28 protein-coding genes and 3 tRNA genes are annotated in these 26,391 nt (G+C 40.5%); 8 read left to right on the forward strand and 23 right to left on the reverse strand.

Going from position 1 to position 26,391, the window contains the following annotated elements; translation table 11 throughout:
* Positions 1 to 54: 54 nt before the first annotated feature.
* The 7 genes from H6799_00655 to H6799_00685 form a co-directional block, all read right to left on the reverse strand.
* Entirely contained in the window at positions 55 to 840 is a 786-nt protein-coding gene (locus H6799_00655) for a hypothetical protein (GenBank protein ID USN97600.1), read from the reverse strand.
* A 45-nt stretch (positions 841 to 885) separates the two neighbouring features.
* A tRNA-Arg gene (locus tag H6799_00660) sits at positions 886 to 962 on the reverse strand.
* 21 nt (positions 963 to 983) lie between these two features.
* Positions 984 to 1,850: a hypothetical protein gene (locus H6799_00665; GenBank protein ID USN97601.1), complete on the reverse strand. Its 867-nt coding sequence runs from the start codon at positions 1,848 to 1,850 to the stop codon at positions 984 to 986.
* 201 nt (positions 1,851 to 2,051) lie between these two features.
* Positions 2,052 to 2,198, reverse strand: coding sequence for a hypothetical protein (locus tag H6799_00670; GenBank protein USN97602.1), 147 nt, complete (start codon positions 2,196 to 2,198; stop codon positions 2,052 to 2,054).
* A 2-nt stretch (positions 2,199 to 2,200) separates the two neighbouring features.
* Positions 2,201 to 2,509, reverse strand: a complete 309-nt coding sequence (locus H6799_00675; protein ID USN97603.1) for a hypothetical protein — start codon at positions 2,507 to 2,509, stop codon at positions 2,201 to 2,203.
* 76 nt (positions 2,510 to 2,585) lie between these two features.
* Complete coding sequence (radA, locus tag H6799_00680) at positions 2,586 to 3,950, reverse strand: DNA repair protein RadA (GenBank protein USN97604.1); 1,365 nt, start codon at positions 3,948 to 3,950, stop codon at positions 2,586 to 2,588.
* Between the two features lie 4 nt (positions 3,951 to 3,954).
* The gene (locus H6799_00685; protein USN97605.1) at positions 3,955 to 4,707 is read right to left on the reverse strand and encodes a hypothetical protein; all 753 of its coding nucleotides are present in this window, start codon (positions 4,705 to 4,707) and stop codon (positions 3,955 to 3,957) included.
* Between the two features lie 141 nt (positions 4,708 to 4,848).
* Between H6799_00685 and H6799_00690 the strand changes: the two genes are divergently transcribed.
* Both H6799_00690 and H6799_00695 read left to right on the forward strand, forming a co-directional pair.
* Positions 4,849 to 5,616, forward strand: a complete 768-nt coding sequence (locus H6799_00690; GenBank protein ID USN97606.1) for an aquaporin — start codon at positions 4,849 to 4,851, stop codon at positions 5,614 to 5,616.
* Positions 5,617 to 5,791: 175 nt separating this feature from the next.
* Positions 5,792 to 5,885, forward strand: a tRNA-Ser gene (locus H6799_00695).
* A gap of 51 nt (positions 5,886 to 5,936) precedes the next feature.
* On the opposite strand, the gene H6799_00700 is transcribed toward H6799_00695, so the two are convergent.
* Complete coding sequence (locus H6799_00700) at positions 5,937 to 7,310, reverse strand: rod shape-determining protein (GenBank protein USN97840.1); 1,374 nt, start codon at positions 7,308 to 7,310, stop codon at positions 5,937 to 5,939.
* 141 nt (positions 7,311 to 7,451) lie between these two features.
* Here H6799_00700 and H6799_00705 point away from each other — a divergent pair.
* A tRNA-Arg gene (locus tag H6799_00705) sits at positions 7,452 to 7,529 on the forward strand.
* A gap of 66 nt (positions 7,530 to 7,595) precedes the next feature.
* Here the strand turns inward: H6799_00705 and H6799_00710 are convergent.
* Both H6799_00710 and H6799_00715 read right to left on the reverse strand, forming a co-directional pair.
* A complete protein-coding gene (locus tag H6799_00710; GenBank protein ID USN97607.1) occupies positions 7,596 to 8,378 on the reverse strand; it encodes a hypothetical protein in 783 nt (260 codons plus the stop codon).
* 49 nt (positions 8,379 to 8,427) lie between these two features.
* Positions 8,428 to 8,718: a hypothetical protein gene (locus tag H6799_00715; protein USN97608.1), complete on the reverse strand. Its 291-nt coding sequence runs from the start codon at positions 8,716 to 8,718 to the stop codon at positions 8,428 to 8,430.
* Between the two features lie 64 nt (positions 8,719 to 8,782).
* On the opposite strand from H6799_00715, the gene H6799_00720 reads away from it, so the two are divergent.
* A complete protein-coding gene (locus H6799_00720) occupies positions 8,783 to 10,504 on the forward strand; it encodes a cation:proton antiporter (protein ID USN97609.1) in 1,722 nt (573 codons plus the stop codon).
* Between the two features lie 43 nt (positions 10,505 to 10,547).
* On the opposite strand, the gene H6799_00725 is transcribed toward H6799_00720, so the two are convergent.
* From H6799_00725 to dnaA, 3 genes are all read right to left on the reverse strand, one after another.
* Positions 10,548 to 13,289: a penicillin-binding protein gene (locus H6799_00725; GenBank protein USN97610.1), complete on the reverse strand. Its 2,742-nt coding sequence runs from the start codon at positions 13,287 to 13,289 to the stop codon at positions 10,548 to 10,550.
* Between the two features lie 136 nt (positions 13,290 to 13,425).
* Positions 13,426 to 14,562 (reverse strand): DNA polymerase III subunit beta, encoded by a 1,137-nt coding sequence (gene dnaN, locus H6799_00730; protein ID USN97611.1) that lies wholly within the window; start codon positions 14,560 to 14,562, stop codon positions 13,426 to 13,428.
* A gap of 371 nt (positions 14,563 to 14,933) precedes the next feature.
* Positions 14,934 to 16,337 (reverse strand): chromosomal replication initiator protein DnaA, encoded by a 1,404-nt coding sequence (gene dnaA, locus H6799_00735; protein USN97612.1) that lies wholly within the window; start codon positions 16,335 to 16,337, stop codon positions 14,934 to 14,936.
* 503 nt (positions 16,338 to 16,840) lie between these two features.
* Between dnaA and H6799_00740 the strand changes: the two genes are divergently transcribed.
* Positions 16,841 to 17,842, forward strand: a complete 1,002-nt coding sequence (locus H6799_00740; GenBank protein ID USN97613.1) for a LysM peptidoglycan-binding domain-containing protein — start codon at positions 16,841 to 16,843, stop codon at positions 17,840 to 17,842.
* A gap of 156 nt (positions 17,843 to 17,998) precedes the next feature.
* Positions 17,999 to 19,222, forward strand: coding sequence for a hypothetical protein (locus H6799_00745; GenBank protein USN97614.1), 1,224 nt, complete (start codon positions 17,999 to 18,001; stop codon positions 19,220 to 19,222).
* Between the two features lies 1 nt (position 19,223).
* Here the strand turns inward: H6799_00745 and H6799_00750 are convergent, their stop codons facing one another.
* The 10 genes from H6799_00750 to H6799_00795 form a co-directional block, all read right to left on the reverse strand.
* Entirely contained in the window at positions 19,224 to 20,051 is an 828-nt protein-coding gene (locus H6799_00750) for a PrgI family protein (protein USN97615.1), read from the reverse strand.
* Between the two features lie 48 nt (positions 20,052 to 20,099).
* Positions 20,100 to 20,258, reverse strand: a complete 159-nt coding sequence (locus tag H6799_00755) for a hypothetical protein (protein ID USN97616.1) — start codon at positions 20,256 to 20,258, stop codon at positions 20,100 to 20,102.
* Positions 20,255 to 20,536, reverse strand: a complete 282-nt coding sequence (locus tag H6799_00760) for a hypothetical protein (protein ID USN97617.1) — start codon at positions 20,534 to 20,536, stop codon at positions 20,255 to 20,257. The genes H6799_00755 and H6799_00760 overlap by 4 nt, the downstream gene beginning before the upstream one ends.
* A 497-nt stretch (positions 20,537 to 21,033) precedes the next feature.
* Complete coding sequence (locus H6799_00765) at positions 21,034 to 21,309, reverse strand: hypothetical protein (GenBank protein USN97618.1); 276 nt, start codon at positions 21,307 to 21,309, stop codon at positions 21,034 to 21,036.
* Positions 21,310 to 21,780: 471 nt separating this feature from the next.
* A complete protein-coding gene (locus tag H6799_00770) occupies positions 21,781 to 21,975 on the reverse strand; it encodes a hypothetical protein (GenBank protein USN97619.1) in 195 nt (64 codons plus the stop codon).
* 2 nt (positions 21,976 to 21,977) lie between these two features.
* Positions 21,978 to 22,226, reverse strand: a complete 249-nt coding sequence (locus H6799_00775; GenBank protein ID USN97620.1) for a hypothetical protein — start codon at positions 22,224 to 22,226, stop codon at positions 21,978 to 21,980.
* Between the two features lie 22 nt (positions 22,227 to 22,248).
* Positions 22,249 to 22,599 carry a hypothetical protein gene (locus H6799_00780; GenBank protein ID USN97621.1) on the reverse strand — a complete coding sequence of 117 codons (351 nt, stop codon included), beginning with the start codon at positions 22,597 to 22,599 and terminating at the stop codon, positions 22,249 to 22,251.
* The gene (locus H6799_00785) at positions 22,586 to 23,545 is read right to left on the reverse strand and encodes a type IV secretion system protein (GenBank protein USN97622.1); all 960 of its coding nucleotides are present in this window, start codon (positions 23,543 to 23,545) and stop codon (positions 22,586 to 22,588) included. Before H6799_00785 ends, H6799_00780 begins: the two co-directional genes overlap by 14 nt.
* 11 nt (positions 23,546 to 23,556) lie before the next feature.
* Complete coding sequence (locus tag H6799_00790; protein USN97623.1) at positions 23,557 to 24,993, reverse strand: hypothetical protein; 1,437 nt, start codon at positions 24,991 to 24,993, stop codon at positions 23,557 to 23,559.
* Positions 24,994 to 24,995: 2 nt separating this feature from the next.
* Entirely contained in the window at positions 24,996 to 25,532 is a 537-nt protein-coding gene (locus H6799_00795; GenBank protein ID USN97624.1) for a hypothetical protein, read from the reverse strand.
* An 80-nt stretch (positions 25,533 to 25,612) separates the two neighbouring features.
* Between H6799_00795 and H6799_00800 the strand changes: the two genes are divergently transcribed.
* On the forward strand, positions 25,613 to 25,882 hold the full coding sequence (locus tag H6799_00800) for a hypothetical protein (GenBank protein ID USN97625.1): 270 nt from the start codon (positions 25,613 to 25,615) through the stop codon (positions 25,880 to 25,882).
* Between the two features lie 5 nt (positions 25,883 to 25,887).
* The gene (locus H6799_00805; GenBank protein USN97626.1) at positions 25,888 to 26,385 is read left to right on the forward strand and encodes a hypothetical protein; all 498 of its coding nucleotides are present in this window, start codon (positions 25,888 to 25,890) and stop codon (positions 26,383 to 26,385) included.
* The last annotated feature ends 6 nt before the right edge of the window (positions 26,386 to 26,391 follow it).

Here is a 26,391-nt window from a genome sequence, read left to right on the forward strand (position 1 = left end):
AGAACACCCACTTGGTTTTAAACCAGGAAACATTGCAGGGCTTTTTTAAGTATGTTAGTATCCTCCCTTAATCTTCTTATCCCTAAGATCATTAACCTCTTTAATGGCCTCCTCAATACCGAGATTAACGAATGTATCGGGTTTTATGTGATGAGCCTGCCTAAAAACTAGCCTTTCCTTATCTTCGAGAGCTTCTGCTATATCTCTGGCCAGAGCAAAAGGAACACCTCTTCTTAGTAGAGTGTCCACTGCATTATAGAAATCGATCTCCCCTCTAAATACCTTTTCCCCTCCTAGGTCCATTATTAACTCTTCGTACATATCCCAGATATCTTGGGGTGCCTCAGAATGATTTTGCCGCCATAGTTCTGAATGGACCGTAGCTAAGACGCAACAACCGTTCGCCATTGCCCTCCTGACTAAAGTATCCATAAACTGCGCATACTCACAAGTTTTTTTGTCTGATCTACGCCTTTTAGCACCACCTGTGTAAACCATGAAGTCAAGATTATCTACTACTAGCATCGCTCCGGCTACATCACCCAGCTCCTTTATTAATGTTTCTGTGAAGCTCCTACCGGATATACTTCCTGAGTTAATATGACATGAGATCATGGCTACTGGGGAGCCCTCTACGTAGTGCCCTCTATAGACATCTTGAGTTATATGGCTTTTCCCGGCTCCAGGGGCACCCCCAAGAACTAATCCTCCAAAAGAGGATAGTGCTCCTGAGTGATCTCTCCAATTATGGAACCAGGGATCATAACTAGACGGAGTCTCATCGTTTTCTAATACTCCATAAGCTAGCCCATACCCGTTTTTTCTTATATCAAATTCCATCTTATATATTATACAAGATGCGTTATACACATGTCAATAATGATTTGGTGCGCCCGGAGAGATTCGAACTCCCGACACCTGGTTCCGAAGACCAGTGCTCTATCCAGCTGAGCTACGGGCGCGCTTACTCTATTATACCACTGTTACTTTGAGCTGTTAATAGCGTCAATGAGTGAATCTTCTTTTGATTTAGACTTATTTTTTAAATTCTGAGTTTTTTGTGTTTGAGAATTAGCCATATTTTGCTGCTGTGTTCGAGGTCTTTTTTGTCTGTTGGTATTGGTATTGTAAGCTTGTGTAGATTGTTTAACTTGTTGGGCAAATACGATGCGACCTCCAGCAGTTTGGATTATTTTACTAGACTTAAGCTCTATATTCTGCCCGATTTTGTTTTGAGAGTTTTCTGCAACCACCATGGTTCCGTCTGGTAAATAGCCAATAGCCTGACCTTTGTCGTCTCCTTTTTGGATTAGTTTAATAGTAAAGTTTTCTCCAGGAAGAATCTGTGGCTTAAGAGACTCTGCCAAGTCATTAGGACTCAAGATACTGACCCCCTCTACTTTAGCTCGCTGGGCTAGATTAAAGTCTGCCGTAAACAATTGGGCCCTTAAAGATTTTGCTAAATTTAAAAGTTGTTGATCTACCTCAAACTCTGATTTTGAAAGGTTTCTAGTTACTACACTCACTCCAGCTAGTCCTGAGAGTTTATTTAAAATGTCTAAACCATAGCGGGCACGAGATCGCTTGAAGCTATCCCCTTCATCGGCTAAATACTGGAGCTCGTCGAGAATTATATTTGTACTAATTAGCTCGGTGCTACTTAAAAAACCAGCCTCTGCCAAAGCCAAGATGCGCCCATCAATCACAGCAGAGGTGTCTAGAACAATTCTTTTTTTACTACTCTTTTTATCACTTAAAATTGGTTTGTGCTGCACTAGTACCAGCAATAAAGTGGCTAGCTGAAAAATAGCTAAGATAGCTAAGATCAAATCAGTATTTTGAGTTGTCATTTAAATAAAGTATAGCACCCTTGAGGAGATATCAAAGATGAATCTGCTCGTGTTGAATTGTCAAAGCAATCTCATCTGCAGCCCCATAAGTACAGGCTCCGGCCGGGGGTACTACAGGCTCAAATCTGCCATCCTCACTTGTAGTTCCATAGCAAAAGACTGGCGGCTGCTAAGTTTTGTCCTCCCCGAAGAGACGTCCACTTATAAAGAAAATGCTTTTTCATCAAAGACTATATCACCTAAGTTTGAGGCTATGTACCCTAATACTTCCCCCGTTTCTTTTTGGGTAGCTTCGAAGACTCTAACAGGTGCATCACCGTAGGGTCGTCTAGACGTTTCGATCCACATATTTAAGCCCCTGGGCTCGATTCAATATCAGCCCCACGTACTCTTCTCTGAAGTTCTTCTGGTCCAAAAGTTGGTACGGAACCATTTCTAGCTCCTTCTGCCAAGTCAGCTAACCTTTTGATTGCTTCAGGATTTGCTTGGAAATACCCAGAAATCCATTCTCCTGCTGTCATAGGGATAAGTAGTCCAACCATCTTTCCTGCATGAGTTAGTACAGCCATGGACACGCCGTCATCTCTCATTTTATCAATAGATCCAACAAGCTCGTCATCACTTAGGGCGATAGCACCATCCTCAATTCTGTATGCCATAAATGTCTCCTTTGATTCTATTATTTTGATTCAATCATATTCTTGAAGCTATGTAATTGCAAGCGTAAGCTTGATGTTATCTGGCGATGAACCAGTTATTTAGGACTTCGCGCAGGTTTGTAGCGTCATTTATAAAGTTGGATTTTGAACCGGAACTTGGTGCCAATAAACCCACAAAGCCAAGTTTTTTTGCCTCGTTTAATCTTTTTTCTAGATTCGGTATTCTACGGATTTCTCCAGAAAGTCCGAGCTCTCCTGCGACGGCTAGATCTTGCTTTAAGCTTAGACCTTTTGCAGCTGAAGCAATTGCCATGGCAACGGCAAGGTCTGCGGCAGGTTCTGTGAGCTTTACTCCACCTACGACATTTATATAGATGTCATGTTCTGAGAGATTAAGCTTAGTGCGCCGAGTTAAAACTGCGACTAAAAGGTTAAGTCTATTTAAGTCAAAGCCAGAGGCAGTTCTTTTGGGATAGCCAAAACTTGTTTTATTAACTAGAGCTTGGACCTCCACTAAAATTGGGCGAGTTCCTTCTATGGCAGCAAAGACGATGGAACCGTCTGTTACCTGCCTTTCGGCGAGGAGAGATTTGGAAGGATTATCAACTTGTTCTAGACCTTTTTCGGTCATATTGAATATTCCGGCTTCAGAAGTAGAACCGTATCTGTTTTTTACTGCTCGGAGTATTTTAAAACCGCCGTATCGGTCTCCCTCTAGATTTAAAACGACATCGACTAGATGCTCGAGCATCTTTGGTCCAGCTAATGAGCCCTCTTTGGTGACATGTCCGACAATTATTAATGCTGTGCCGGCGGATTTTGCTGCTTGAGTTAAGATGTGTGTTGAGTTCGTTACCTGAGATACAGAGCCAGTTGCAGATGAGACCTCTGAGCAAGCCATAGTCTGGATCGAGTCGATAATGACTAGTTTGGGTTTTATTTTTAAGATAGTTTCGGCAATGTCATCGGTCGAAGTTGAAGAGACTATCCCTAAATTGTCTGAGGAAAGATCGAGACGCGAGGCACGATGGGCAACTTGCTCGGCCGATTCTTCTCCGGATACATAGAGGACTTGCCCTGAGCTTTGAGAAACCGAGGCTGCTATTTGCATAATTAATGTTGATTTACCGATGCCGGGCTCACCAGCGATCAAATTGACACTTGCTTCGACTATCCCGCCACCTAAGACGTCATCTACATCAGAGATATTTGTTTTAAGACGAGAAGATGTTCCAGTTCCGTCACCATTTTTAGCGATGTCTTTAATTGACTTAAACTTAAGTTCACTCCCCTGCCCAGATTTAGGATTTTTTGATAAGTTAGATTCGACAAACTCGACAAGAGTATTCCAAGCACCGCAATTCTCACACTTGCCTGTCCATTTAGGATAATCCTCTCCACAGTTAGTGCAGACGAATTTAGTCTCTCTTTTCTTAGCCATCTAGCTATAAGTTTAACAGAAGTGGATCTATTATCTCTGCAGTCTTAATGCCTCTCTTCTCTAACCATTCTTCTGCCTCAATTGCTTTAGACAGGGCTACATCAGCACTTTGTACGATGTCTGGGCCCAACTCGCCTAATATGAATTGTGCAACATGCTTTTTAGTAATATCCACATGACCGGCTTCGTTCAAGATGAAGTTATAAGGAAGATTATGTTCTAAGATATATCTTATCTCTGCAGGATATCGAGCAATACGCTGCATTTTCCTTGACTCTTTCATACCATCCGGCCGATTCATCATCTGGCTAGAAAGATCCTCCATACTAGACTGCAAAAGATATACGGCCTTCATATCGACTCTGGCCTTAATAATGTCAGGATTTTTAGACTCAACAATCTGCCTCACCCCGCTTACCTCTATATCCATAACTATTGGCTGGTTATACGGAGGCACCTTAGAACCATATAGCTCGCCTGAATGCGGAGAATATTGAATATATACACCTTTTGAGATGTTGTCTTCCATGAGTTCTCTAGGTGTATTGAAATTGTATGCTAATGGATCTTCACCGTGATCTACCCTACAGGCTCTTGTTGTATCAGATATATCCAGTGCTCTTTCTTTTCCCCAAGCTAGCCTATCTAACTCAGCTAGGGTTTCTAGAATAACCGGGAGTACACTAGACTTGCCTCCTGCCATTGGCCCTGAAACAACTACGATCTGAGGTGTTTTTATTTTGGATTTTGCTCGCATTTTAAACTAATTATACATAAAAAGAATTTTGCCTGAAGTTGTGAGATTTGCTATGGCTGGGGAGGGGTAAGTTGAGTAGTGATTGAGGGGTGGTGTATATTAAGCTTAGTTAATACTTATACCTCAGGAGGGTATTAAAATATGGCTGATTTAAAATCAATGTTAAAAGACGTGAATCCCGTTGCTCTGGTTGCAGAGATGCTGGGAACATTCATGCTGACTTTTGCAGTTTTAGTAGCTGCTAAGTTTGCGGCTGGTGGAGCACAATTAGTGCAACAAAACCCACTTGCTGGCGGACTGGAGTCTGTACCAGTCTACTTTATATCTGTACCACTAATTGCGGCATTTACTGTCGGATTAGGAGTAATGACTTTAGGTAAATTTAGTGGTGGTCACTTTAACCCAGGCATCAGCTTTGGGATGTGGACTGCTAAAAAGATTAGAACAGCGCCTGCAGTTGCTTACATTCTAGTCCAGTTGCTCGGAGCTTTTGCAGCTTTTGGAGTAATGCAGTTATTTGTACCAGAAGTTACAGCTTTGACATTTAGTAATGCTGAGGCTTGGAAGATCTTTGCGGCTGAAGCTCTAGGTATGTTTGTGTTTGCCTTTGGAGTTAGTGCCGCTGTGAGTGAAGAGCGCTCTACATTTGAAGCAGGATTCATGGTTGGTGCATCACTCTTCTTGGGCTTAGCTTTTACTGCAGTTGCAACAGGAGATCCAGGATTCTTAAATCCAGCAGTCTTTATGGCTACTGTACGTGAATCTCTTGCTGACTTAAGTTTAGGGCCAGTGTTTGGACCGCTTGTTGGTGCGACTCTAGGAGTGGCTGTATATAACTTACTTCAAGATCCAAACTCTTTGAAGTTGACTCTTCCTAAAAAGAAAGTTGCTGTGAAGAAAAAGAAGTAGCTATAAAACACTATTTTTTGAGATATTAGACCCGAGAGAAAAAACCTCGGGTCTATTTCTTAAGTAAAACTCAATTACTAGATCCTTCGCTTGCACTCAGGATGACGGCTCAGGGAGCCACTTATAAATCCAAGGTGTAAATGTTATAATAATATCCAGTTCAGCTTGATTTGATGGAGAGGTACCCAAGTGGCTGAAGGGGCGGCTTTGCTAAAGCTGTAGGGGGATGTTAAGTCCTCGCGGGGGTTCGAATCCCCCTCTCTCCGCCATAAAAAATAGTCTAGACATATACTTTGGTCTAGACTATTTTTTATTTGAGCTTAAGTTCTTAGGACCTTTTTGAAGGATTCCTTTAGCTTGGACTCTGGTTCGATGGCGATCATGGTATCTTGTCCTACCCTCAATAGTCCTAGAGCAGTAATGAAGGTATGGTCGGACACTTTTTCGGTTAGATCTTTAATGCCTTTGGCGGCGTCTGCACGAATTAGACCAACTCGTGGTTTATGGGCGAATGGAAGATCTTTAAACCAGCCCTCGGTATTGAGAGATTTTGGTAGGATCTCAAGCGAAGATCCACCCCCACAAAGCATTATGACACTAGGCAGGGCCCCGTACTTTTCTCCTTGTTCTTCTATAAACTCAGAGATACTAAGTTCAACCCCAGCCGTCCAAACTTCGGCAGTTTTTTGAAGTGATTTTGTAGCAGCCGCTCTTTGAGATGCAGAATACTCTGATGAGCCTAAGTTTACTTTGAGCTTTTCTGCGGCAGCAAAACTAATACCAAGATCTTCTGATATGGCCTTAGTGAAGCTTCTACCACCGATACCGAATGACCGAGTGCCCTGTACTCCACCCTCCTCTACAAAGGCTATATCGGTAGTGCCGCCTCCTACATCAATTAATATTGCCGAGACTGAGCTGGATGGATCTGTGCCAATAACTGTTCGTGATACTGCAAAAGGCTCCGCAGCGATAGCCATAAGATCAAGCTCTAATTGATGAGCGACCTGTTGAAGAGCTCCAATATGGACCATTGGCGCAAACGCCGAATAAAGTCTAATTGAGAGCTTAGAACCCTGAAAGCCAATTGGGTTAGATATTTTATACCCATCTACAAACATAGCGACAATAGCGGAGTTAATAAGCTTAACGTCTATATCGTCTTCTCCGGTCTCTTCAGAGAGTTGCCGTGAGGCTTTTGATCTGCTTTGGTTTTGGGCTTTTTCTATGACAAACTGCATCTCCTCTGCTGTAATTTGAGCCTCTGGGTTGGATCTTTTATAGGTAATAGTATAGGTTATGCCTCTCACTAATTCTCCAGCAATACCTAGAACTGCTTTTGACACCCCAGCTCCTGCCATACTTTCGGCCTCTGCCAATGCTTGTTCACAGTTGTCGACTACTCCGGCGATATCAGCAATTGCTCCAGCGTGCATATCAGTTAGATTCTGGTGTTTTTTGCTAACGCCAATGACATTGATATTATCTCCTTCGATTTCTGCCACCAGAGCTTTTACATATTCCGTACCAATATCTAAGCCAGAGATAACACTACGACTACTGTTATTTTGGTTCTCTGGCTCTTCGGTATTTTTCTCTTTTTTGGTAAAGAAAGATTTTTTTAAGTCTTGTAGTTTGTGGCTAGAGGCTTTTACTCCACCGAGTCTTTTATCGATTGATTCTTTAAGTTTCATTTTTTGGCGAATATTCATGAGTAGTTTTAGCAGAAAATTTGTACTAGTAGTTTAGCATAAGCGTGGTGGGTAGGGCAATCGACTTACGGGGTAAATATATGGCTTTTTGATTAATTTTGCGGTATAATCGTTTTTAGATTTGCTCCGGTAGCTCAGTTGGATTAGAGCGGGCGGCTTCTACCCGCCAGGTCATAGGTTCGAGTCCTATCCGGAGCACCATTCGAAAAGCTCAAAGTAAACCCATCCTTCATAGTTATAAATAAGACTACGGAGGATTTTTTGTTACTAATGACTTGGGATTTCATTCCCCTCCATTAACTCAGGGTTTTCCTCTATTAGTAGTAATCGAAGATCTTCTCTACCCATTGGCCCGATTCCATTTATACCGGTTGCCACCGCTTCTTGATAAAAAGACATAACTAAAGGATCTGACAATATGGCATGACTTACTATACCTCTTCTTTTTGTTCTTTCTTTATATTCATAATATGAACCCCAGCCTCCAATATATCCATGAACAAAAAAGGTATCTAGGTCTTCAAACCATTCTGGGTGAGTTCTTTCAACAATTAGCCTCCAAATCGGCCTAGCAATTGCCTTACATCTCGCCCACTCTTCATTGGGAACCCTAACTTTAGTAGTGCCTGGATAAGGTATGTCGGGAAGAGAATCACCACTAAGTGCACGCCTGCTATGGATAACTCTTACTAAATCCATCATCCTGTAATACATTGGTTCTAAATATGGGTAAAATTTATAATTACTCCTAGAATTGAGGTCAACAACAGCATCAGGTAATTTACCATACAGCAGTTTGTATGTTTCTTCTCTCATTCTTGATGCGTCATCTACGTAATCTACTATTTCTTGCATCATAGTATAGTTAAGAAAAGTTGATCTAGTAGAGGCATCTACTTTTCTTCCTATAGAAGTAAGCCTAAAACAAGTGTCAAATGGAATTTTACCTTCTTTTATTAATTCGTTTATTTCCCCCATCGGGCCCCAGTCATGGACATAATCGTATAGGTAAAATGTCGGGGCACTTTTTTTGTCGAGAGCTGAGTCCATTTCTATATTCTAACTGTTGCCACACCACAGTACAAATATAAGCACTTTACTACTCGTTATTACTTTTTCTTTTTTTGCGCTTTTTTTCGAGGGTTTTTCTTTTTTTAATATATCTTTTTAGGTTGTTGGCTGAGTTTAATAAACTGAATCTATTGGCGTTCTTTCTGACTGGCACAACCTCTGTTTCACCATCTATACTTACTCTATACCCTACCCATGCTGCGAACGAGCCCATCCTGCGCCACCTACCTTCACTTACGTTGTTTAGTACTTCTTGTTGTTTTTTTCTTTTCTTTTTTTCTTTTCTTCTTGCTATCTTTTTTTCGAGTGGATCTGCCATGGAGGGTATTCTACTCCTTAAGTGAGTTTAGTTCAATAAGAAAATCGTGCTAAACTTAACCTTAATGAGTAATAGTGCGAGTTTATTCACAGAATTAAGCCTAGTAGTTGCTATTGGGGCTTTTGTAGCTGGGCTTATGCATAGATTTAGACAACCTCTGGTTATTGGGCATATTTTAACTGGTTTATTAGTTGGTCCGGCTTTTTTAAATTTAATTCACGAAGAATCAGCTTTCGGGGTTTTTGGGACGATTGGAGTATCTCTGCTTTTATTTATTATTGGTTTAGAACTCAATATAAAAGTATTTCAAAGACTCGGTAATATCGTTGTTACTACTACTGCTGTACAGGTTGGAAGTATAACAATTATAGGAGTGTTGGCTAGTAAGCTGTTAGGTTTTGGGAGTATGGAATCTTTTATTATCGGTTTAGCTTTGGCGCTTAGTAGCACGATAATTATTATTAAGATCTTAAATGATAAGAAAGAGACTACCAGGCTTTATGCTCAAGTGGCGATTGGAGTCTTAATTTTACAGGATCTTGTTGCAACAGCTGGAAAGATCTTTATCTCTGCCCAATCTGGGGATGCCGGATCTTTTTTTAGTATTTTGTTTTTGCTCGTAAGAGGAGCTGCGGTTGCTGGGGTACTCTATTGGGCGAGCAAAGAGCTACTACCTAGATTAACTAAGGAGCTAGAAGGATCTAAAGAATTACTACTTTTGTTTGCAATGGGTTGGGGGTTAGGTTTTGCTGTTCTATTTGAGAAGGTAGGGTTTTCTACAGAAATCGGGGCTCTCTTTGCTGGAGTCAGTATGGCTACCTTGCCATATAGTCATGAAGTCGGGGCTAGATTGAAACCACTAAGAGACTTCTTTATTGTTATCTTCTTTATAACACTTGGTTATGGAATCGTACCGGGACAGCTTTTTGAGGTATTATTCCCGGCGATTATATTAAGCTTAATAGTTGTTATGATCAAGCCAGTGGTCGTAATGTCGAGTATGGGATTCTCGGGCTATACAAAAAGGGCAAGTTTTAAAGCCGCTGTCGCACTTGGACAAGTCAGTGAGTTTTCTTTAGTTTTCCTATTCTCTGCTGTTGGTTATGGGTTGGCAAGTGACAAAGCAAAATCTACAGTAACTCTTGTTGCTTTAATAACTTTTGCAACTTCTACTTATATGATGAAGTATGATGATGAATTGTTTAATAAGTTAGAGAAGCACTTAAGATTATTTGAGAGAAAGGTGACTAAGTTAGAGCAAAAAACAGCGATGCAAAGATACCCAGTTGTACTACTGGGCTATAGAAAAGGTGGGGCAGAGTTTATCAGAACTTTTGTAAAAATGAAGAAGAGATTTGTCGTAGTAGATTATGATCCTGAAGTGATAGAACTACTTGAGAGACAAAAACTAAACTTAATTTATGGGGATGTAACAGACCCTGAGATGACCGAGGAGCTACAGCTTGATTCTGCCAAGTTAATTGTCTCGACAATTTCTGACTTTAATACCAATGAGTACTTGGCTCACTGGCTCACAAATCATAATCCAGGGGCAGTATTCATATGTGGCGCTGAGACAGCAAATGATGCGGCTGAGTTATACTCTAGAGGTGCAGCATATGTAATGATGCCCCATTTTATTGGATCGGAGAAGATTGGTAATTTCTTACAGAAGAGTGGTCTTAGTAAATCTGAGTTTAAAAAGTTTAGAGAGAAACATTTACAACATCTAGAGACTTACTTTTCGGAAGAGATAAATAACGAACCGATTGAAGAAGATCTTTAGTCTTATCGTTATTTTAATTTAAGCTTAAGTTAATTCAGGTTTCTTAGGGCTGGTTATTGTTTACCGTAACAGTTATTGAGGATTCACCGATATAGTAGCCCGCATCCTGCACGACTACTTTTAGCGTGTGCGTTCCGTTAGTTAAGTTTTGGGGATACACCTTCACTCCTGGTGAAGCAGTTAGATTCTGTGTTAGGTTGCCATCTACATATAACGAGGCAGTCTGTAGAGCGTGGGTCCCTTGCCCTAAGTTAACTGTAATTGAATACTTACCTGATGTGCCTACTGCAGAAAGACTTACTGTTGGTTTGACATCTGAACATTGGTGGAAATCGTCATTATTCTTAAGGTCGTATCCTTCGGCTTGGTATTCGACATCATTTGGACCTGATCCCCTTACTCCAATAGCTTGGACCCTTTCTTTAGCAGCTTCTGGAGTACACTCGGTTGCAAGCTTTTTAGAAACCCTATCCACTAGGAACTCTTTTCCTGGTAGTGGCTTTGGGGCTTTGAACCAACTCTGGAACCAATCTGTACGACCGTCTACTGTTAACTTTTGGATACCAGCAGGGCGCTCAAAGAAGTCTTCTGACTTCCAGCCTTTTAGTTGGTAAACACCTTTCATATAGTTGGTCCAAATCGGACCTGTCATACGGCTTGTGATAGCATGCATACCTCCACGGTCACTTCTATCTACAAGAACTCCTGTTACTAGTTTAGGAGTAAATCCCATTTGCCAACCTTCTGCGTTTCTGTTTGTTGTACCAGTTTTAACTCCGTTTTTTATACCGGGTATAGTTAAGTCTCGACTGTTTCTTCCAAAGGTACCGGACCTGGCTTCGTCATCGCTTAATATATCGGTTAATAGCCATGCGATTTCTGCATTCAATGCTTGCTCTCCTGGAGTATCCTTCCATTCTTCTAATATTTCTCCGCTACCTGTTTGTATTCTTAAGACCTTTGCTTGTGGTTTATATTTTCCAGCTCTAACAAAAGTTGAGTAAGCATTCACATGCTCTTCGAGCTTAACTTCGCATCCACCAAGAACAACAGCTATGTTATAGCTTTTGCCAGCTGCTTTTGTCAACTCACACAAGTCTTTATCTCCCATCGATTTAGCAAGCTGCACAGTAGGCTCTACCCCTGCTATCTCAATTGCACGAAGTGCTGGCAAATTCCTAGACTCTGGCAAAGCTTTTCTTATAGGCATTGGTCCTTTAAATTTATTATCGAAATTGTTTGGAGAGTAGTCATTTCCGTCACCACCTAAGCCTTTCCAGGTTTTTGGAGTATCAAGTATTGTGCTACCTGGACCCCAGTCTGAGCTTTGCATTAACTTCGCGTAAGCGAATGGCTTAATACTACTTCCTGGTTGACGAGGTTCTGTGGCTTCGTTATACTGCCCAAAACCTTCATATTTAAAGTCTCTGCTACCTACATACGCCATAACTTGTCCGGTTGATGGGTCTTCGGACACTAATGCAGCATTATCACCTCCGCCATTATCTATTGTCCTCATACCTCTTGCTACTGCATCCTCAGCAATTTGTTGCATGTCCCAGTCAAGGGTAGTTATAACTTTGTATCCTCCTGTTTGTAGAGCCTTGTTACCAAACTTATCTTCAAGTTCTTTTTGTACGTCTAGTACAAAGTGAGGTGCTTTTATGTCATCATATTGTCCTTTTAGGGCGAGCTCCTTAGGCTGTATCTCATCAAGAACAGCTGTTACATCTACATTATCTGCATCTTCTTGGGAAATATACTTGAGCTCTACCATACCCTTAAGAGCCGCATTCATCCTAGCTTCTAATAATTCTGGTCTAAATGAATCTCTATAAGGGTCGTATCGTGATGGGCTTTGAGGAATTGACGCTAAGAAGACTGACTCTCCAATTGTTAAGTCTTTAGCATGTTTTGAATCTCCAAAATAACGCTGTGAGGCTCTTTCAACTCCAGTAGCTGTACCACCATAGTTATTTGAATTTAGGTAGAGAGTTAGAATTTGATCTTTTGAATAAGTCCTTTCAACCTCAATGGCGAGAATAAGCTCTTTAAGTTTTCTTGAAATACTTTTTTCGGTTGTTAATAACTCATTCTTTACCAACTGTTGTGTAATTGTGGATCCACCTTGGCTAGTGGCATTTCCACTCGAACTATTTCGTAGCACTGCCCTAAGGAGGCCTTTAGGGTCAAATCCTCTATGACTATTGAAGTTTCTATCCTCAAGCGCGATTGTGGCATGTTTAATGTTGTCTGATATTTTGTCACTTTCAATAACTGTTCTGTCTTTTTGGCCTTTTTGTTCCCACAGTAGAACCTGTCCTGTCCTGTCGTAGTATTTAACTCCACTATTGTTAATCCTATTAGCTATCTCTTCTGGTTTAAGTTTATTTAAGTCTTTGCGGTAGTATGCAAACAACCCAAAAACAAAAAGCCCGAAAAGTAGGATACCGATACCAAATGCTTTAAGGCTAAAAATTGCTCCTTCTCGAGAAAAAAGAAATTTAAAGAATCTTTTTGGGTGGGCGTACCAGAGTGCTTTCTTAATCTTTCCTACAGGTGGTTTGCCTAAACCAGCTACTGTCGATCTTGACCCAGTTATTTCACGAGAGTTCAGTAACCCCCTTTTAGTTGGAGTTTTTGAACCAGGACTGGAAAGGTTTTTATAGGCGAGTGATGAGTTAGATTTAACTCGGCTATTTTTTTTTGTAACGTTATTGATGCCGTTTTTAACGGATTTAGAAAGCTTATCTTTACTGGCTTTCAAACTGTTCTTATTAATCATAAATTTCTATTCCACCACCTGAAAAGATATATTTTATAGGAAACTAATAGTGCAAAATACAGATCTCTTCTTATAGTCTCTATTATATAACAGAAGTGACTAATCAATCAAAGTATACTTTTAAATAAATAAAAGCTTAAGTGTTTAGAGGCATTATAAGATGGATATGGGTTATAGTTGTTTTAGATTCTTTTGAGCCGTTTGGTGAGATAATAAGAGGTGTTATACCTTGAGAAAAACGAATATCAAGTATATCTTCTTTAAATGAGTTTAATGCTTCTAGTAAATATCTTGAATTAAGATTAATTGATCCAGTTTCATCTGTGGAGATAGAAATTTGAGAATGGTTTTCTCCTACTTGATTTGCGATAGAGTTAATTGTCAAAAGTTGATCGTCTTTATCAACCTGAAGTGATATAGTGCCCGCTGATTCTCTTGCAAAAAGTGAGGCAACTTTCACGGTTTGTAAAAGCTCGTCTTTATCTACAGAGAAGTTAATGTCACTAGTTGCTGGAATTAAGTTTTTATAAGCAGGGTAATCCCCAGCAACCAAACGACTAATAATAGTAGTATTATCCATAACAAAACTTATTTGATCATCCTCAGCTATAATATGTACTCTATCTGGGTTTTGAGATTGAATGACTTTTTGTACATCTTGAATGGTTTGGTTTGGTACAATTATATTTTCTATGGTATTTTTTACGGCATCTATTTGAATGGTTTGCTCTGCAAGTCTGTAGCTATCCGTTGCAACTAAGCATAGAGTGTCATTGGTTGGTGTATAAAACAATGTTCCCCCTAAGACTGGTCTTGTGTCGTCTTTACTAGAGGTGAAAGAGACGTTATTCACTGCTTCTTTAAAGTAGGTAGTAGTAACCTCTATCTTGTTTTCATTAGCAATTGACGGGATCGCTGGAAAATCTTCTGGGTTTAATAAATAAATTGTTGATTGATGGTTTTTAGTACTAAGCTTAAGTTTAAGATTTTTGCATTCTTCTAGAGTAACTGTTTCATCATTTATCGATGAGAGAAACTCTGTAGTAATACGAGCTGGCACAGCAATCTTCCCGTCATTAATCACTCTAGCATTTAGTTTGGATAATATTGCCTGGTTTAAGTTTGTAGAAGTTAAGTTTAAAGAAGATTGATCTTTGTCGGCTGAAATAAGCACTGAACTTAAGATTGGTAACTCAGCATTTTGGTGTGCACCACGAGACTCTAACTGAAGTATATTTAGTAAGGTTTGACGGTTGACTTCAATTTTTAACATATAATTTCTCTTGCTCCTTAAAGGTAGGTTTAATTGTAGATGTTTATTAGCCCAAATGTTAGTGAATACTTTTTTTGATTAATGTTTTTAGTATTACTTATATTAAAAGTAGTAGTAGTAGTATTTGTGGAAAGAGTGTTAAAAAGGTTTATAACAGGGTGGTAAGTTACAGCTATAGAGCTGTTAAACTTTGATTGTGGATTGCGTGTGTAAGAAGTGTGAGGTTTTCTTAAAAGTGTTACTTTTTTAGCAACAGGGACTATATAAAAAATGTGAACAAGTTGTAAGATATACACATTCAATCCACTCGTTATGAACATAAGTTTACACATAATTAAATTTAATACTCTCATAAAATTAAACCCTTCATGTTACTCATAAAGTTTTTGTCTAATTGCTCCAACATGTCGTCTTAGATTGAAATCATCATCTAGATTTTTTGTAATCTTACCAATAGAGTGCATAGCAGTAGTGTGGTCCTTTCTGCCAACTGCAGAAGAAATTTTTGGCAAGGACATCTTAAGTTCTGTACGCATTAGATACATTGCTATTTGACGTGTTAAAGCGATCTCCTTGTCTCGACGCGAGCTAAGTACGTCTGACTCTTCTATACCGAAGTGATCGCAACAGACTGTAATAATTTGTCGTGATGTGAATCTCGTAGGAGTTTTTGTACTAGACTTAAGAATATTCTTAACTAGGTCTAAATCTGGTTTAATATTTTGAACTTGACATAAGACAATTATTTGATTTATAGCCCCTTCTAACTCTCGTATATTATTTTTAATATTAGAGGCTATAAACTCTACTACTTCATATTCGAGCTCTATATCTTGTGATTTAGCCTTAGACTGAACAATTGCACACCTTGTTTCGAAGTCTGGAGATTGTATATCTACGGTCATTCCCCATTCAAATCTCGATCTAAGTCTATCTGGCAGTGTTGGTATGGATCTTGGAGGTTGATCTGCTGACAAAATGATCTGTTTGTTATTTTGATGGAGGATATTAAAAGTATGAAAGAATTCTTCCATCGTTTTGTCTTTTCCGGCTATAAATTGAATATCATCAATTACTAACACATCTGCATTATTGTAGACTTCAGAGAAACTACTGGCCGTTTTATTTCGTATGCTGTCGAGAAAATCGTTTATGTATGTTTGAGTGGAAGTGTAAACGACATTCTTCTCGGGAAAGTTTTCTATAATTGCATTGGCAACTGCTTGCATAAGGTGTGTCTTACCAAGACCTACTCCGCCATATAAAAAAAGAGGATTAAATCTTTGTCCTGGTTCTTTCGCTATTGCTTGAGCTACTGTGTATGCTAACTCGTTACTACCACCCACGATGAAATTATTAAAACTGTATTTTGGATTAATAGGCAGAATAATACCTCTACGGTCTTTTTTTGTATTAAACGATGTAGTACTGTAAGAATTTCTTTGAGAAGTAGTTTTACTTGATTGATCTAGTTCTGACGCTGTTGTTTTACGCGCGCTACTTCTTTTTGAGCCAGCAACTTTAAAATCAATCCGTGTCACTTCGGTTATTGGGTAATGCTTTTTAAGAAGAGTTAATATTCGGTTTATATAACGATCCTGAAGATTCTTACTAACAAAATTATTAGGTGTAGTTATAACTGCCGAGGCAGTCTTATCATCTATACTGTCAAGACGAGTTGATAGAAACCACGTTTTGAAGTTAGCTTCACTTAGCTCCTTTTTAACGTCTTCTAAGACGCTTTGCCATACAAGTGAATAGTCGGCTTGATCCATTGTACCCTCTCCCAGTAACTTTTCTTATAAGTCTTAAGTATAAGTTAAATTAAATGAGTTTTCCACAGGTGTTGTGTGGTATACGTAGTAAGAGTCTTTAAAATAACTATAAGTTATACACATACAGTAAGGTTTAACCTGTTAGAGGGTGTGGATTTATGGTGTGAAAACATTGATTTGTGCAAATAATTGAAGTATAATGTTGTACACTAGCTGAGTATTTAATTTATACAGTCTAGGGGTGGTTTACGCTAAATCTTATTAGTAATCTAATTTATTAAGTATAAAAAATATTTTAATTTGAGATGATAGCGTAAGGAGGAAGTATTCGTATTAGAAGAAAAACCCTGATTAGGGAACAGAAATTTAAAAAACTAAATTTAATAAAACCCTTAAGGGCGAGATTAAGTTTAGTTAATAGAAAAAAGTTATTTACGGTCTTAACAGGTGTTGTTATTACCTCTGTTGTAGCGCTCTTTGTTCTTGGAGCAAAGCCTCAAAGTTTGAGTTCAAGACCTGCATCTGAAACTTTTATTAGTGCCAGAATTAGTGAGTCAAAAAACTCTCCACTGAGCGTGTTGAATACTTCTAAAGATGAGATAAATGCTTCAACATCTGATATTCAATCGGCCGATTTAGCTGCTGTCGTTGGACAAGAGTCGAACATGTTAGTTGAAAGCAATGTAAATGAATATAGGGATACATTAGTTCTACAAAAGGTTGTTGCGCCAATTCAGGCTGATATTGTTGATAAGCCTCAAACTACTATTGCTAGTGATTCTGTTAGAGAAGTCACTGAATATGTAACAGTTAACGGAGACACGGTTCCGGGAGTTGCTGATAAATTCTCTATTACGCCGGATACAGTGAGATGGGCGAATAACCTAATTGGCGATTCTGTTGCGCCAGGTACTACACTTAAGATATTACCAATAACTGGTGTATTGGTAGTTGCTAAATCAGGCGATACACCTAAGAGCATTGCTGATAGCACAAGCTCATCGGCAGAGGAGATTGCTCTCTTTAATGATATTGATATCAATGCTCAGATTCCTGCTGGCAGGCAAATTATTGTCCCTAACGGAAGTCCAAGAACTACTGTAGTTGCAAGGAGTTCTCGAAGAGCGTCTTCTGCTGCAACTAGTTATGGTTACGCTGCTAACCCTGTTTTTGGTGGAGGTAACACTTATAGTCGTGGCTATTGTACTTGGCATGCAGCCAATAGAAGAGCGGGTATAGGACGACCAATCCCTAATAGAATGGGGAATGCAATTAGATGGGCATCAGTTGCATCTTCTCTAGGTTATGCTGTTGATGGTAATCCGAGAGCAGGTGATGTATTGTGGCACAGAAATATTGGTGGAGCTGGCCACGTGGCCTTTGTAGAGGGAGTTAATAGTGACGGCAGTTTGCTAGTTAGTGATATGAATTACCCTACATGGGGAAGAGTTACCTATAGAACTGTCCCTACTAGTGAGTTCGGCAAGTACCTATTTATCCATTAAGATAGAAGATTAATTATCTAAACTATTTTTTGTTAGGGTATACTTAACGTATAAATGTCTTTAAATATAAGTGTAATTCTTAAGAAGCAAACAAAGAGATTTCTGATTGGTCTGTACGGTCATTACGTAAGGAGGTTCCTTAAGCTTAATAGCCAGATGAAGTTGATCGGGATCTCAGGAAGCGTAGGAAAGACTTCTACGAAATTTGCTGTAGTAGAGATATTGAGGTCCTCTGGCAAAAAGGTACTTGTGCACGAGGGTGCCTATAATGATCCGTTTGCCTCTATGTTTGTTTTGTTGGGTGTAGATTACCCAAATGTACAAAGTCCAGTATCAGTTTTAAAAGCTTTTTTTAAGCTTAAAAGAGCTAGTAAAATAGATATTGATTATGACTATGCTGTAATTGAGATCGGTACTGATACACCTGGAGAGATGAGGCAGTTCGGAAGATTTGGGGTCCTTGATCTCTGCGTAATAAGCGCTATTACTCCTGAGCATATGGTTAACTTTAGATCTTTTGATGAAGTCGTACGAGAAGAGCTGGAAGTTCTTAAATATTCTAAAATGATAGTTGCTAATAGCGATTTGATACCTAAGAAGTACCAAAAAGATATTATTTTATCGGGACTTAGTATTATGTGGTTTGGTACAGAGAAGTCTAATAGTGCGGTTGTGAGAGTGGGAAGCTTGGTTGATATTGGACTTAAGACTAAGCGTGAGATTTTTGTGAAGATTGATGGTTATGATAATAAGATTAGGACTTCTCTTTTGCATCTACACTCTGGTTTTGTTATAGCTGCCGCTCTTTTGGTTGCTAAAAGCCTAAACTTAAGTACTACGGCCTCGGCAAGAGTACTAGAAAGTATATTGCCTGCCCCAGGGAGAGGAAGATTAATTGCAGGTAAGAGAGGCTCGATAATAATCGATGATAGTTACAACAATGTTGGTGCTAATGTGAGTATTGCTTCGCTGGATCTCTTATATGAATTTAATACACCGAGACGAATAGCTGTTTTGGGCGGAATTAATGAACTTAGCACTGATATTGAACAGGAGACTCACACGGAGGTCGCTGTTTATCTAAAAGAAAAGAAGCTTCAGGAGGTCGTTTTAATTGGAGCTTTAGCTAAGAAATATTATAAGCCAATCTTAGCAACCTCTCAGATACCATTTAAATGGTTTTCTACACCATATAAAGCAGGTAACTATCTTCAGAATAAGCTAGTCGCAGGGATGGTTGTCTTGGTTAAAGGGTCTCAAAATGGTATCTATAGTGAAGAAGCAATCAAACCTCTTCTACAAGACCCTAAGGACTCTTCTCTACTTGTTAGGCAATCAAAAGCCTGGATAGAAAAGAAGAAGAAAAGCTTTGGGCCTTAATTTAGCGTAAGCTGAATTCGGCACCCTGTTCTAGCTGATCTTTACTTATTGTTGCTTCTGCTTGCTCCGATATGGTGGATAGTGGTGCATCTGACTGAGCTAGGTCTTGTACTTTTTGAGCTACTTCTGGGGAGTTTATTATATGAGACTGGTTGTCACCATCATCATTAATTAAGTTAAGTGGCTGAGAAGAGAGGATTTGGCTAGCGGTACTGTTTGCTATTTGTGCAGCCTTGTCTACATCTACTTCTACTCGCGTTGCTATTGGAGAATTGTTCGCATCGAATACGTCTATTATGTTAGATTCTTTAGGTTTGTACTTTTGCTTAAGAGCCTCTACTTCTTTAAGACTAATTAATCTTTCGCTTTCTCCTGTTCCTAAGTCTTGAGCGTTGGCTGACATTACTCCTCGCGTTGACCATCCTCTTGTATCAAGCTTAGAGCCAAGCCCGCTAAAGTTGCTATAGACATCTTCTCTGCTAAGACCTTTTGTATAGTCTATTTCTACTTTTTTTGGTGCAGTTACAATAACATGTTGCTCATAGCCTTCTTGGTCCCAGACGCGAGTTTTGGGTGCGAACTTAAACTTAAGCCACGAAGCTAAAAATACTTCCACTGGTTGGTCATGACGCTGGTATAAACCTAGTACAAAGGTGACAAAAACAAATGGTAAGAATGGTAGAGCAAGTAGGATATTTACTCTAGCAAAGGTGTAGGCTAAAAATAGTCCGCCAAAACCTGCCAAAACAAATAAAAACTGCTTTAAGCTCAAGAAGCCAATTAACTTATCGGCTGTTTCTACATCTTGTGGTACGGTGTGTCTTGCCATAGTATCTTTTCAGTTAAAGATTATAGCAAGTTTAATCCAATAATGTTTTTAACTTGAAAGTCTATCTGCCCTAGCTCTTAGTCCTTTCTTTCTACCCTCCTTAACTCTCTCACCTCCGTATATCTGCTGATGTTCTAATATCTTTCTAGTACGAGTAGTGACTGGATCAACATAGTAGAACCTTTCAAAATGACCCATGAGCGTCATGAGTGTTTTCTTTCAGCTATATCAAAACGCCTAAAGTGGCCGCTAAGCCTTTTTTCTAGGCTCTCCTGTGTGTGATCTGGGTCTTGAGAAAGATCGTATGGCGGCAATATGCCCGGCTCAAGGGTGGGTATTGGTTGCATGTTCTCAGGGTCATTAATGTGTCTCCCTGGATGGGTTGTTTCGTAGTCGGGATCAATAACTTCATCGGACGGTACAAATACCAGGTGTTCATCAAGTTTGCGTTTAGCATCATCTAGCAAAACTAAACGTCTTATCATCGATATGCTGTGCGAGATCGCCGATTCGTATAGTCCAGTCGGATAAATCTATTCCGTTCCCTTCTGTGATCATCTCGATGGCTTCTGCACCTGTGTAAAACGCTTCTGTAGTACGACTATGTCATCGATTGGGTTAAAGGAGTCATCTTTCCATGCCGTTTGGATCGGCAGGAATAGGATTGCCTCTGTCATCCATGAAGTAGAATCTGCCGTCATCGCCTCCCTGCCTAACTCGGCCGCTTAAGTAGGTATCATCTCTTGGTACAAGCTTATATTCGTCCCCAACTTTTATGTAGAGCTCATGTAGGGTTTCTGGAAGTTGCTGGCCTAGTCCGTCTAGTCCAGGCTCGTAAATTGGGTCGCCAATCTCGTGTGGTTTAGCGCCTGGCTTGGGTGGTTTATATCCAATAACTTTAAAGCCTTGGGCAGGTTGAGACTCAAATCTTTTACAATGTACCTCCTGCCATCAGGACCGACTACGACCTTCCCTATTCTTCCTACTTGATTCCTTGTCTCCTCGTCTTCGGATTTGCTCCTTCTCTCCTTGCCTCTCTTGTTTGCCTTTGTAAAACCGAGGTAACTTCTCCTCTAGTATCCATAGTGGCGGATATTCTTTCTTCGGTATAGCCGGCTTCAACCATCTTGCTCTGGCGTCTGGCGTCTCTGCGTTCTCTTTTGCGGGTTTTCCTTCTTTCTGAACTTGCTGTCGGCTTTTCTGCTCTTTTATGTCTCCTCTTAGTACGGCTATGCGTCTGTTTGTCGGCCAAGGTCATGGTACCCTCGTTTGGCCTTAATCCTCCAATTGGCGAAGTTCTGTGCGGGCTTTGGCTATAAAATGGTGTGTTTTGCGCATTGTTTGGAGTTCTCCCGTCTAAAGTCTTTTCTGGGCTACGTCGCGTAACGACATACCTAGCGGCCTGCTGCGTCTCTTAATGCTAATTGCTCTGCTTGCTCTTGAGCGCTTTTTACTGCCGCAGAAACAGTATCTAAAGTATCTTCTGTCCTTAACTCGCTGTATGGGATTGAGCTAACTGCTTCGCTAAAGTCCGTGCTTAAAGATACTGCGATATTACCTATTGCTATAGATCCGGCTTGAGCTCTTATGACATCTGGAGGAAGTGTCGGGTCTATCCATTTTCAGCCAGGTAGTTCACTATGCCTCTTGGTGCCGGTGCCGGATGAATGCGCTCTTCTCTTATTGTAGATAGATGTTTGGTCATGAGTTACTACTTTTTAATGGACTTTTACCTATCAGCTTTGGCTTGATCCCAGGCAGTGTTTTCTACACCAGTTGCATTAATGCTCCTTGGGGCTGCTCCAAGAGGCAGAGGTGGCAGACTTCTGTTATGGGCATCTATAGCCGTTCGCATGTCCTCGATTATGCCCGCCGCCTCTTCTGCTGCTCCGGTGTTATTTTGTTCACCGGCTGCTTGGGCCATTGTTAGGGCATGTTGGGTGTGCTCTTAAGTTGAGCTTCAGCTTGTTCTTGAGTAATAGTGCCTGCTGCGGCTCTTGCGAGGATAGTCTGCACTTGCTGACCCTTAACAACTCTAATGGTTTTAGCTTGCTCCAATTTAACCTTTCCTAGTCCATCATACGGTAAAGCCTTGTCTCCTGAGAATATACCATCTACACTTCCGATTGTGCTAGCCTGGTCAGTGGGGCTCAGGCTAGCAAACTCCCGCAGCATCTTGAGCGGTTGGTGCGGTAGCCTAGAGCGTTACCGGCTGCACGCCAAGTTGGTTCTGAAGCCAGCGCCCATAGAGGGCTCCGCCAATGTTGCCGGGCTGTGCTCCTCCTCCAATAATCCCTGGGGCACCAAGGTTCTGGCTGATTAGAGATGTGCCCGCCGAGATGTCGTCTGCGGTGCCCACCCCAAGTTCAGCTCCCTTGTTGAGCGCCCAAGTTGATGCCTCTGAGTCCAGGGTACCTGCTTTGCTGTTCCAGCCGGCAAGAGCCGCATTCCATTTAGCCCTGGCCTCATCAGCATTACCCCTTTGGCAACCTCTTCTTGAATAAACCTCTCGACTGCTGCCTTGGCTGCTTTTGTTAGGCGAAACCATACCAATTCTGAGCTCGTCTTTGGTTAGGCTCTTTAACTGCTGTGCGTTGCTCTTCAAACCTGGCCATCCTTGCCTCCATTGATCCGGCATTTTGCTGTATCGCTGCGAGCACTCTTGCATCTCTCTCTTCTTGTGTACCAATGACTGTGCGAGGGTTTGCAGCGCTTCTAAGTGCTGTATTAATCCCCCTTGTAACGAAGTTTCTACCGCCATATCTACTACCTGCCCTGGCATCAGTTCGTCGTTCTGCAACACGGCCAGCTTCCCATTTTTTGGTTTTGTCGATGAGTCCTTTGTCCTTATTGTTGACTATGCCTGCAACTTTACCTATTGCTCCGCCCGCTAGACTAAAGGCCTTACCTATCAGGAAGTACGGAGCTATTAGTATGGCGACTGCCCCGAGTTGATAAAGCATTCCCGCTGCGCCACTATCTCCTCCTTGACTAATTATTCCTGATGCAACACGACTAAGAGCAAAAAATGCCATGACAAACGGGTACATTAGCATTAACTTGCTGAACCAGTCCCACCACTTCTTAAACCAACTTTCTGTTTGAGGTAAAATCCCTGCCGCTATGGCTAGGGGGGCCACTATTATTAAGCCGATTAAGGCAACCCTCCGAATCATAACTACTGCGAAGGCCAGTAATATGCCGGTGGCGCCCGCGACTGCTACCCCTAAGATTGGTATAAGACCAAGCCCTACTGAGCCGATTGCGAGGCCTAGGGCAACTGCTAAGACGGCACTAAAAGTGTTGCCAGTACCGCTAAAATCAATTGTTGTGAGTGTGCCTGAGAATGGAGCAAGAATAAGACCATACGCAGATTCACCCAGCGCGTTAACGGCTCTAATAAAAATATCCATTAGTGCCCAAGAAAGATTTATGCCCACTAAAGCCATAACAGCCCTTGGTATGATCTTTTTTATGTCGTATGCGCTAAACATCTTTCTTTATTTTATCCTTTTATAGCTTTAACAAGTAATGCAATTAAGAATCCAATTATTAAGAGTATTGTTCCTAGACTTCTGAAAATATTCCAACTATCCTTTATAGATTGAGCGCCTTCGGTGCTTGTACCGATTTCGTCAACCTTAAACTTCAGAGCAGTTTCTATAGTTCCTTGGAGTACTTCCGTAAAACTTATTATTTTGTCTATCACTGGACAGACAAACCAGCCTAAGAAATCATCAGAGCTAAGACATGCGTCAGCTTCTGAGGCACTACTGCTAGAAGATGAGGTGCCCGTGTTGTTTGTAAGGTCGTCTGCTATGCCTTCGGTTGCGATACCAAGTTGGCTTAACATTGACTTGAGGCTGGTCCCAAAGGCCGGGTCAGAAAGTAGGCAAGTTTTTAGTGTGTTAGCTTGTTCGCTTGTTGCTTCAATAGTACTAGAGCCTGCTCCAGTGTAAACGAGGTTGTCTTTAATTTCTCCTGAAATTAACCATTCTGCAATAGAATCTGTGCCTATTACTGGTAGGGACGCTGCGGCAGTACAGAATTTAATGATGTCTGGATTCGAATTTAAGAGTGAAAGCATGGGTCCTCTAACAGCACTATCTACAACTTCACTTAAATTAGAGGCACGTATATTTGCATATAGGTTTTGAGGGTTGTTGCGGAGTATACTTGTGGTGACGTTGTTTTCAGACATGAAGGTTATAAGGTCAAGATTGCCCGATTGAGCACGAGACGCGAGACGCGAACAGGTTACTTTTTCGATGTCTCCAATGCCCACAGGGATGTTTGAACCATCGTCCTTTCCGTTCACATACTTATAGTCTTTGGAGAGTCCTGATATATCGCTTGTGCCGTCTGTTGACTCTTTAAAACATTCCGCAAATGCTATCGAATATCTTATTTTTTCAATATCACCAGTGTCGGCTGCCCCAACAAAAAGGCTGGCAAGAAGTTTCTCAGAGGCTTTTATTCTTTCGGTTTCGTCTTTACGGTTATATTGCGAACCTACCTTGTCATAAAAAAGATCTATAAAATCTGAGGTACTCCCGAAAGCCTCAGAAATTCTGCTTTTTCCTGGTACTACTAACTCCTCACAGGCCACAACTCCATCGTCTCCACTGACTCCTCCAGAGTATTCGAGGTCATGCCCTACGGTTAATCTCCCTTTATTGCCTTCACCTGTTCTAAAGATGTCCATTCTTGCATACTCTGAAGAGTCTAAGCTCTCTTTAAGTGCTGGACTACCCCCATCGTCTGTGGCTAGTGTGCATCTTGCAATTGCGTTAACCCAGCGAGCGGTAAGATATTGTGCCGGTATAGGGGAGTTGGTTGGTGTGGAGGCATCTGCTTGACCACTACTAACAGTTACTAATGCAGTAAGTAGTGGCAGTAAAAACAATAAACACAAGATCCTGTTTAATCTTTTTTTGATCATACTTATTTTTCTTCAATTTCCCCCACTAAAAACTTTGAGGTTTCAGTAATATAGTCTAAGGATTCTTTATTCGTAGCATTGATTGTTATGAGCCATATATAGTTTTGTTTTATTCCATAAATTTTAGACATTGTTCCATTTATTGAGTCAAGTAGAAGCCTTGTTCCGTCTGAAAGCACTACTACCTTAAGGTCGTCTTTAGGCAAATTACTCAGCTCCAGGAGACCCTTTAACTTGCTTATGTCGTCGCTTGAGCTATCTTTTTTTATAAAGCGTGTAATTTCTATTGAGCTATTTTTTAAGTTTTCACTATCTCCAACATATGTTGAGGTAATGGACTCTGGTGTAGATGAGGTAACCTCAAAGTCTTTAGGTATGCTATATGAGAAATATCGTCCATCTAAAGAATATAATGTATTGTCAATATTCTTATCTTTGCTGTTACCTTGAAGTAGCATACCTACTATAAGAATAGCGCTCAAAACAGCGATTCCACCAACTATGTAGATTTTATTTCGTTGATTTTTTTGAGGGGTCATTTTTGATTTTACTTATATAATAATGTTAACAACAAAACTGCTTAATTTCCAGCTTATATAAGTGGTGTATAATTTTTGATATGATCGCTGGATTAAGTTTAATTGCAGTTACTGAAACGAGGGAGCTCTCTGAGATATATGGTTATCTTGCTGACTTTACTCAGCTTTTGACTCTTTTAATTGGTGCGGTCTTAATTATAAGTACTATTGTCGCTGGAATTCAGTACACTACCGCAGGCGGTTCAAGTGAGAAGGTAGAAAAAGCTAAAGCGAGATTGGCAAGTAATGTTATGGTTTTGGCTATATATCTGTTTTCTGCGGCGGTATTAAATTGGATATTACCAGGTTAAGCTTTATGAGATTTTATAAAAGAATAATTTTAGTTTTTATTTTTACTGCACTTTCACTAAGCTTAATTGGTGCAAAAAATGCTAGTGCACTGAGTGTCGGTGAATCTTGTGATGTTGAGGACAACTCGCTGTTGGGGGTGCCAACTTGGTACAAATATCTCCCTGCTGAAGGATCTTTACAGATTGTGCCACTGAAGGCGGGGGGCTATGAAGAGAAAGTTGTTTGTCAGCCTACTTTAAAAACAATCGATGATGAGAAGATCCCAATAAATAATATTTTGCTAATTGTTGCTGCTATAACTGAGATATTGATTAGGATCGCTGGTCTTGCGGCATTTATTTACTTAATATATGGGGGGTTTATGTATCTAACGTCTGGTGGGAACTCTGAAAATATTAGCAAAGCAGGTACCACTCTTTTGAATGCGGCTATTGGTCTAGGTATTGCAATCTCAGCAACTGCATTTATTAGTTTTTTCGCAGGAAGATTAGCCCAAAAGTAAACTCCA

This window comes from Candidatus Nomurabacteria bacterium (genome assembly GCA_023898665.1).
Lineage (GTDB): Bacteria > Patescibacteriota > Saccharimonadia > Saccharimonadales > HK-STAS-PATE-42 > HK-STAS-PATE-42.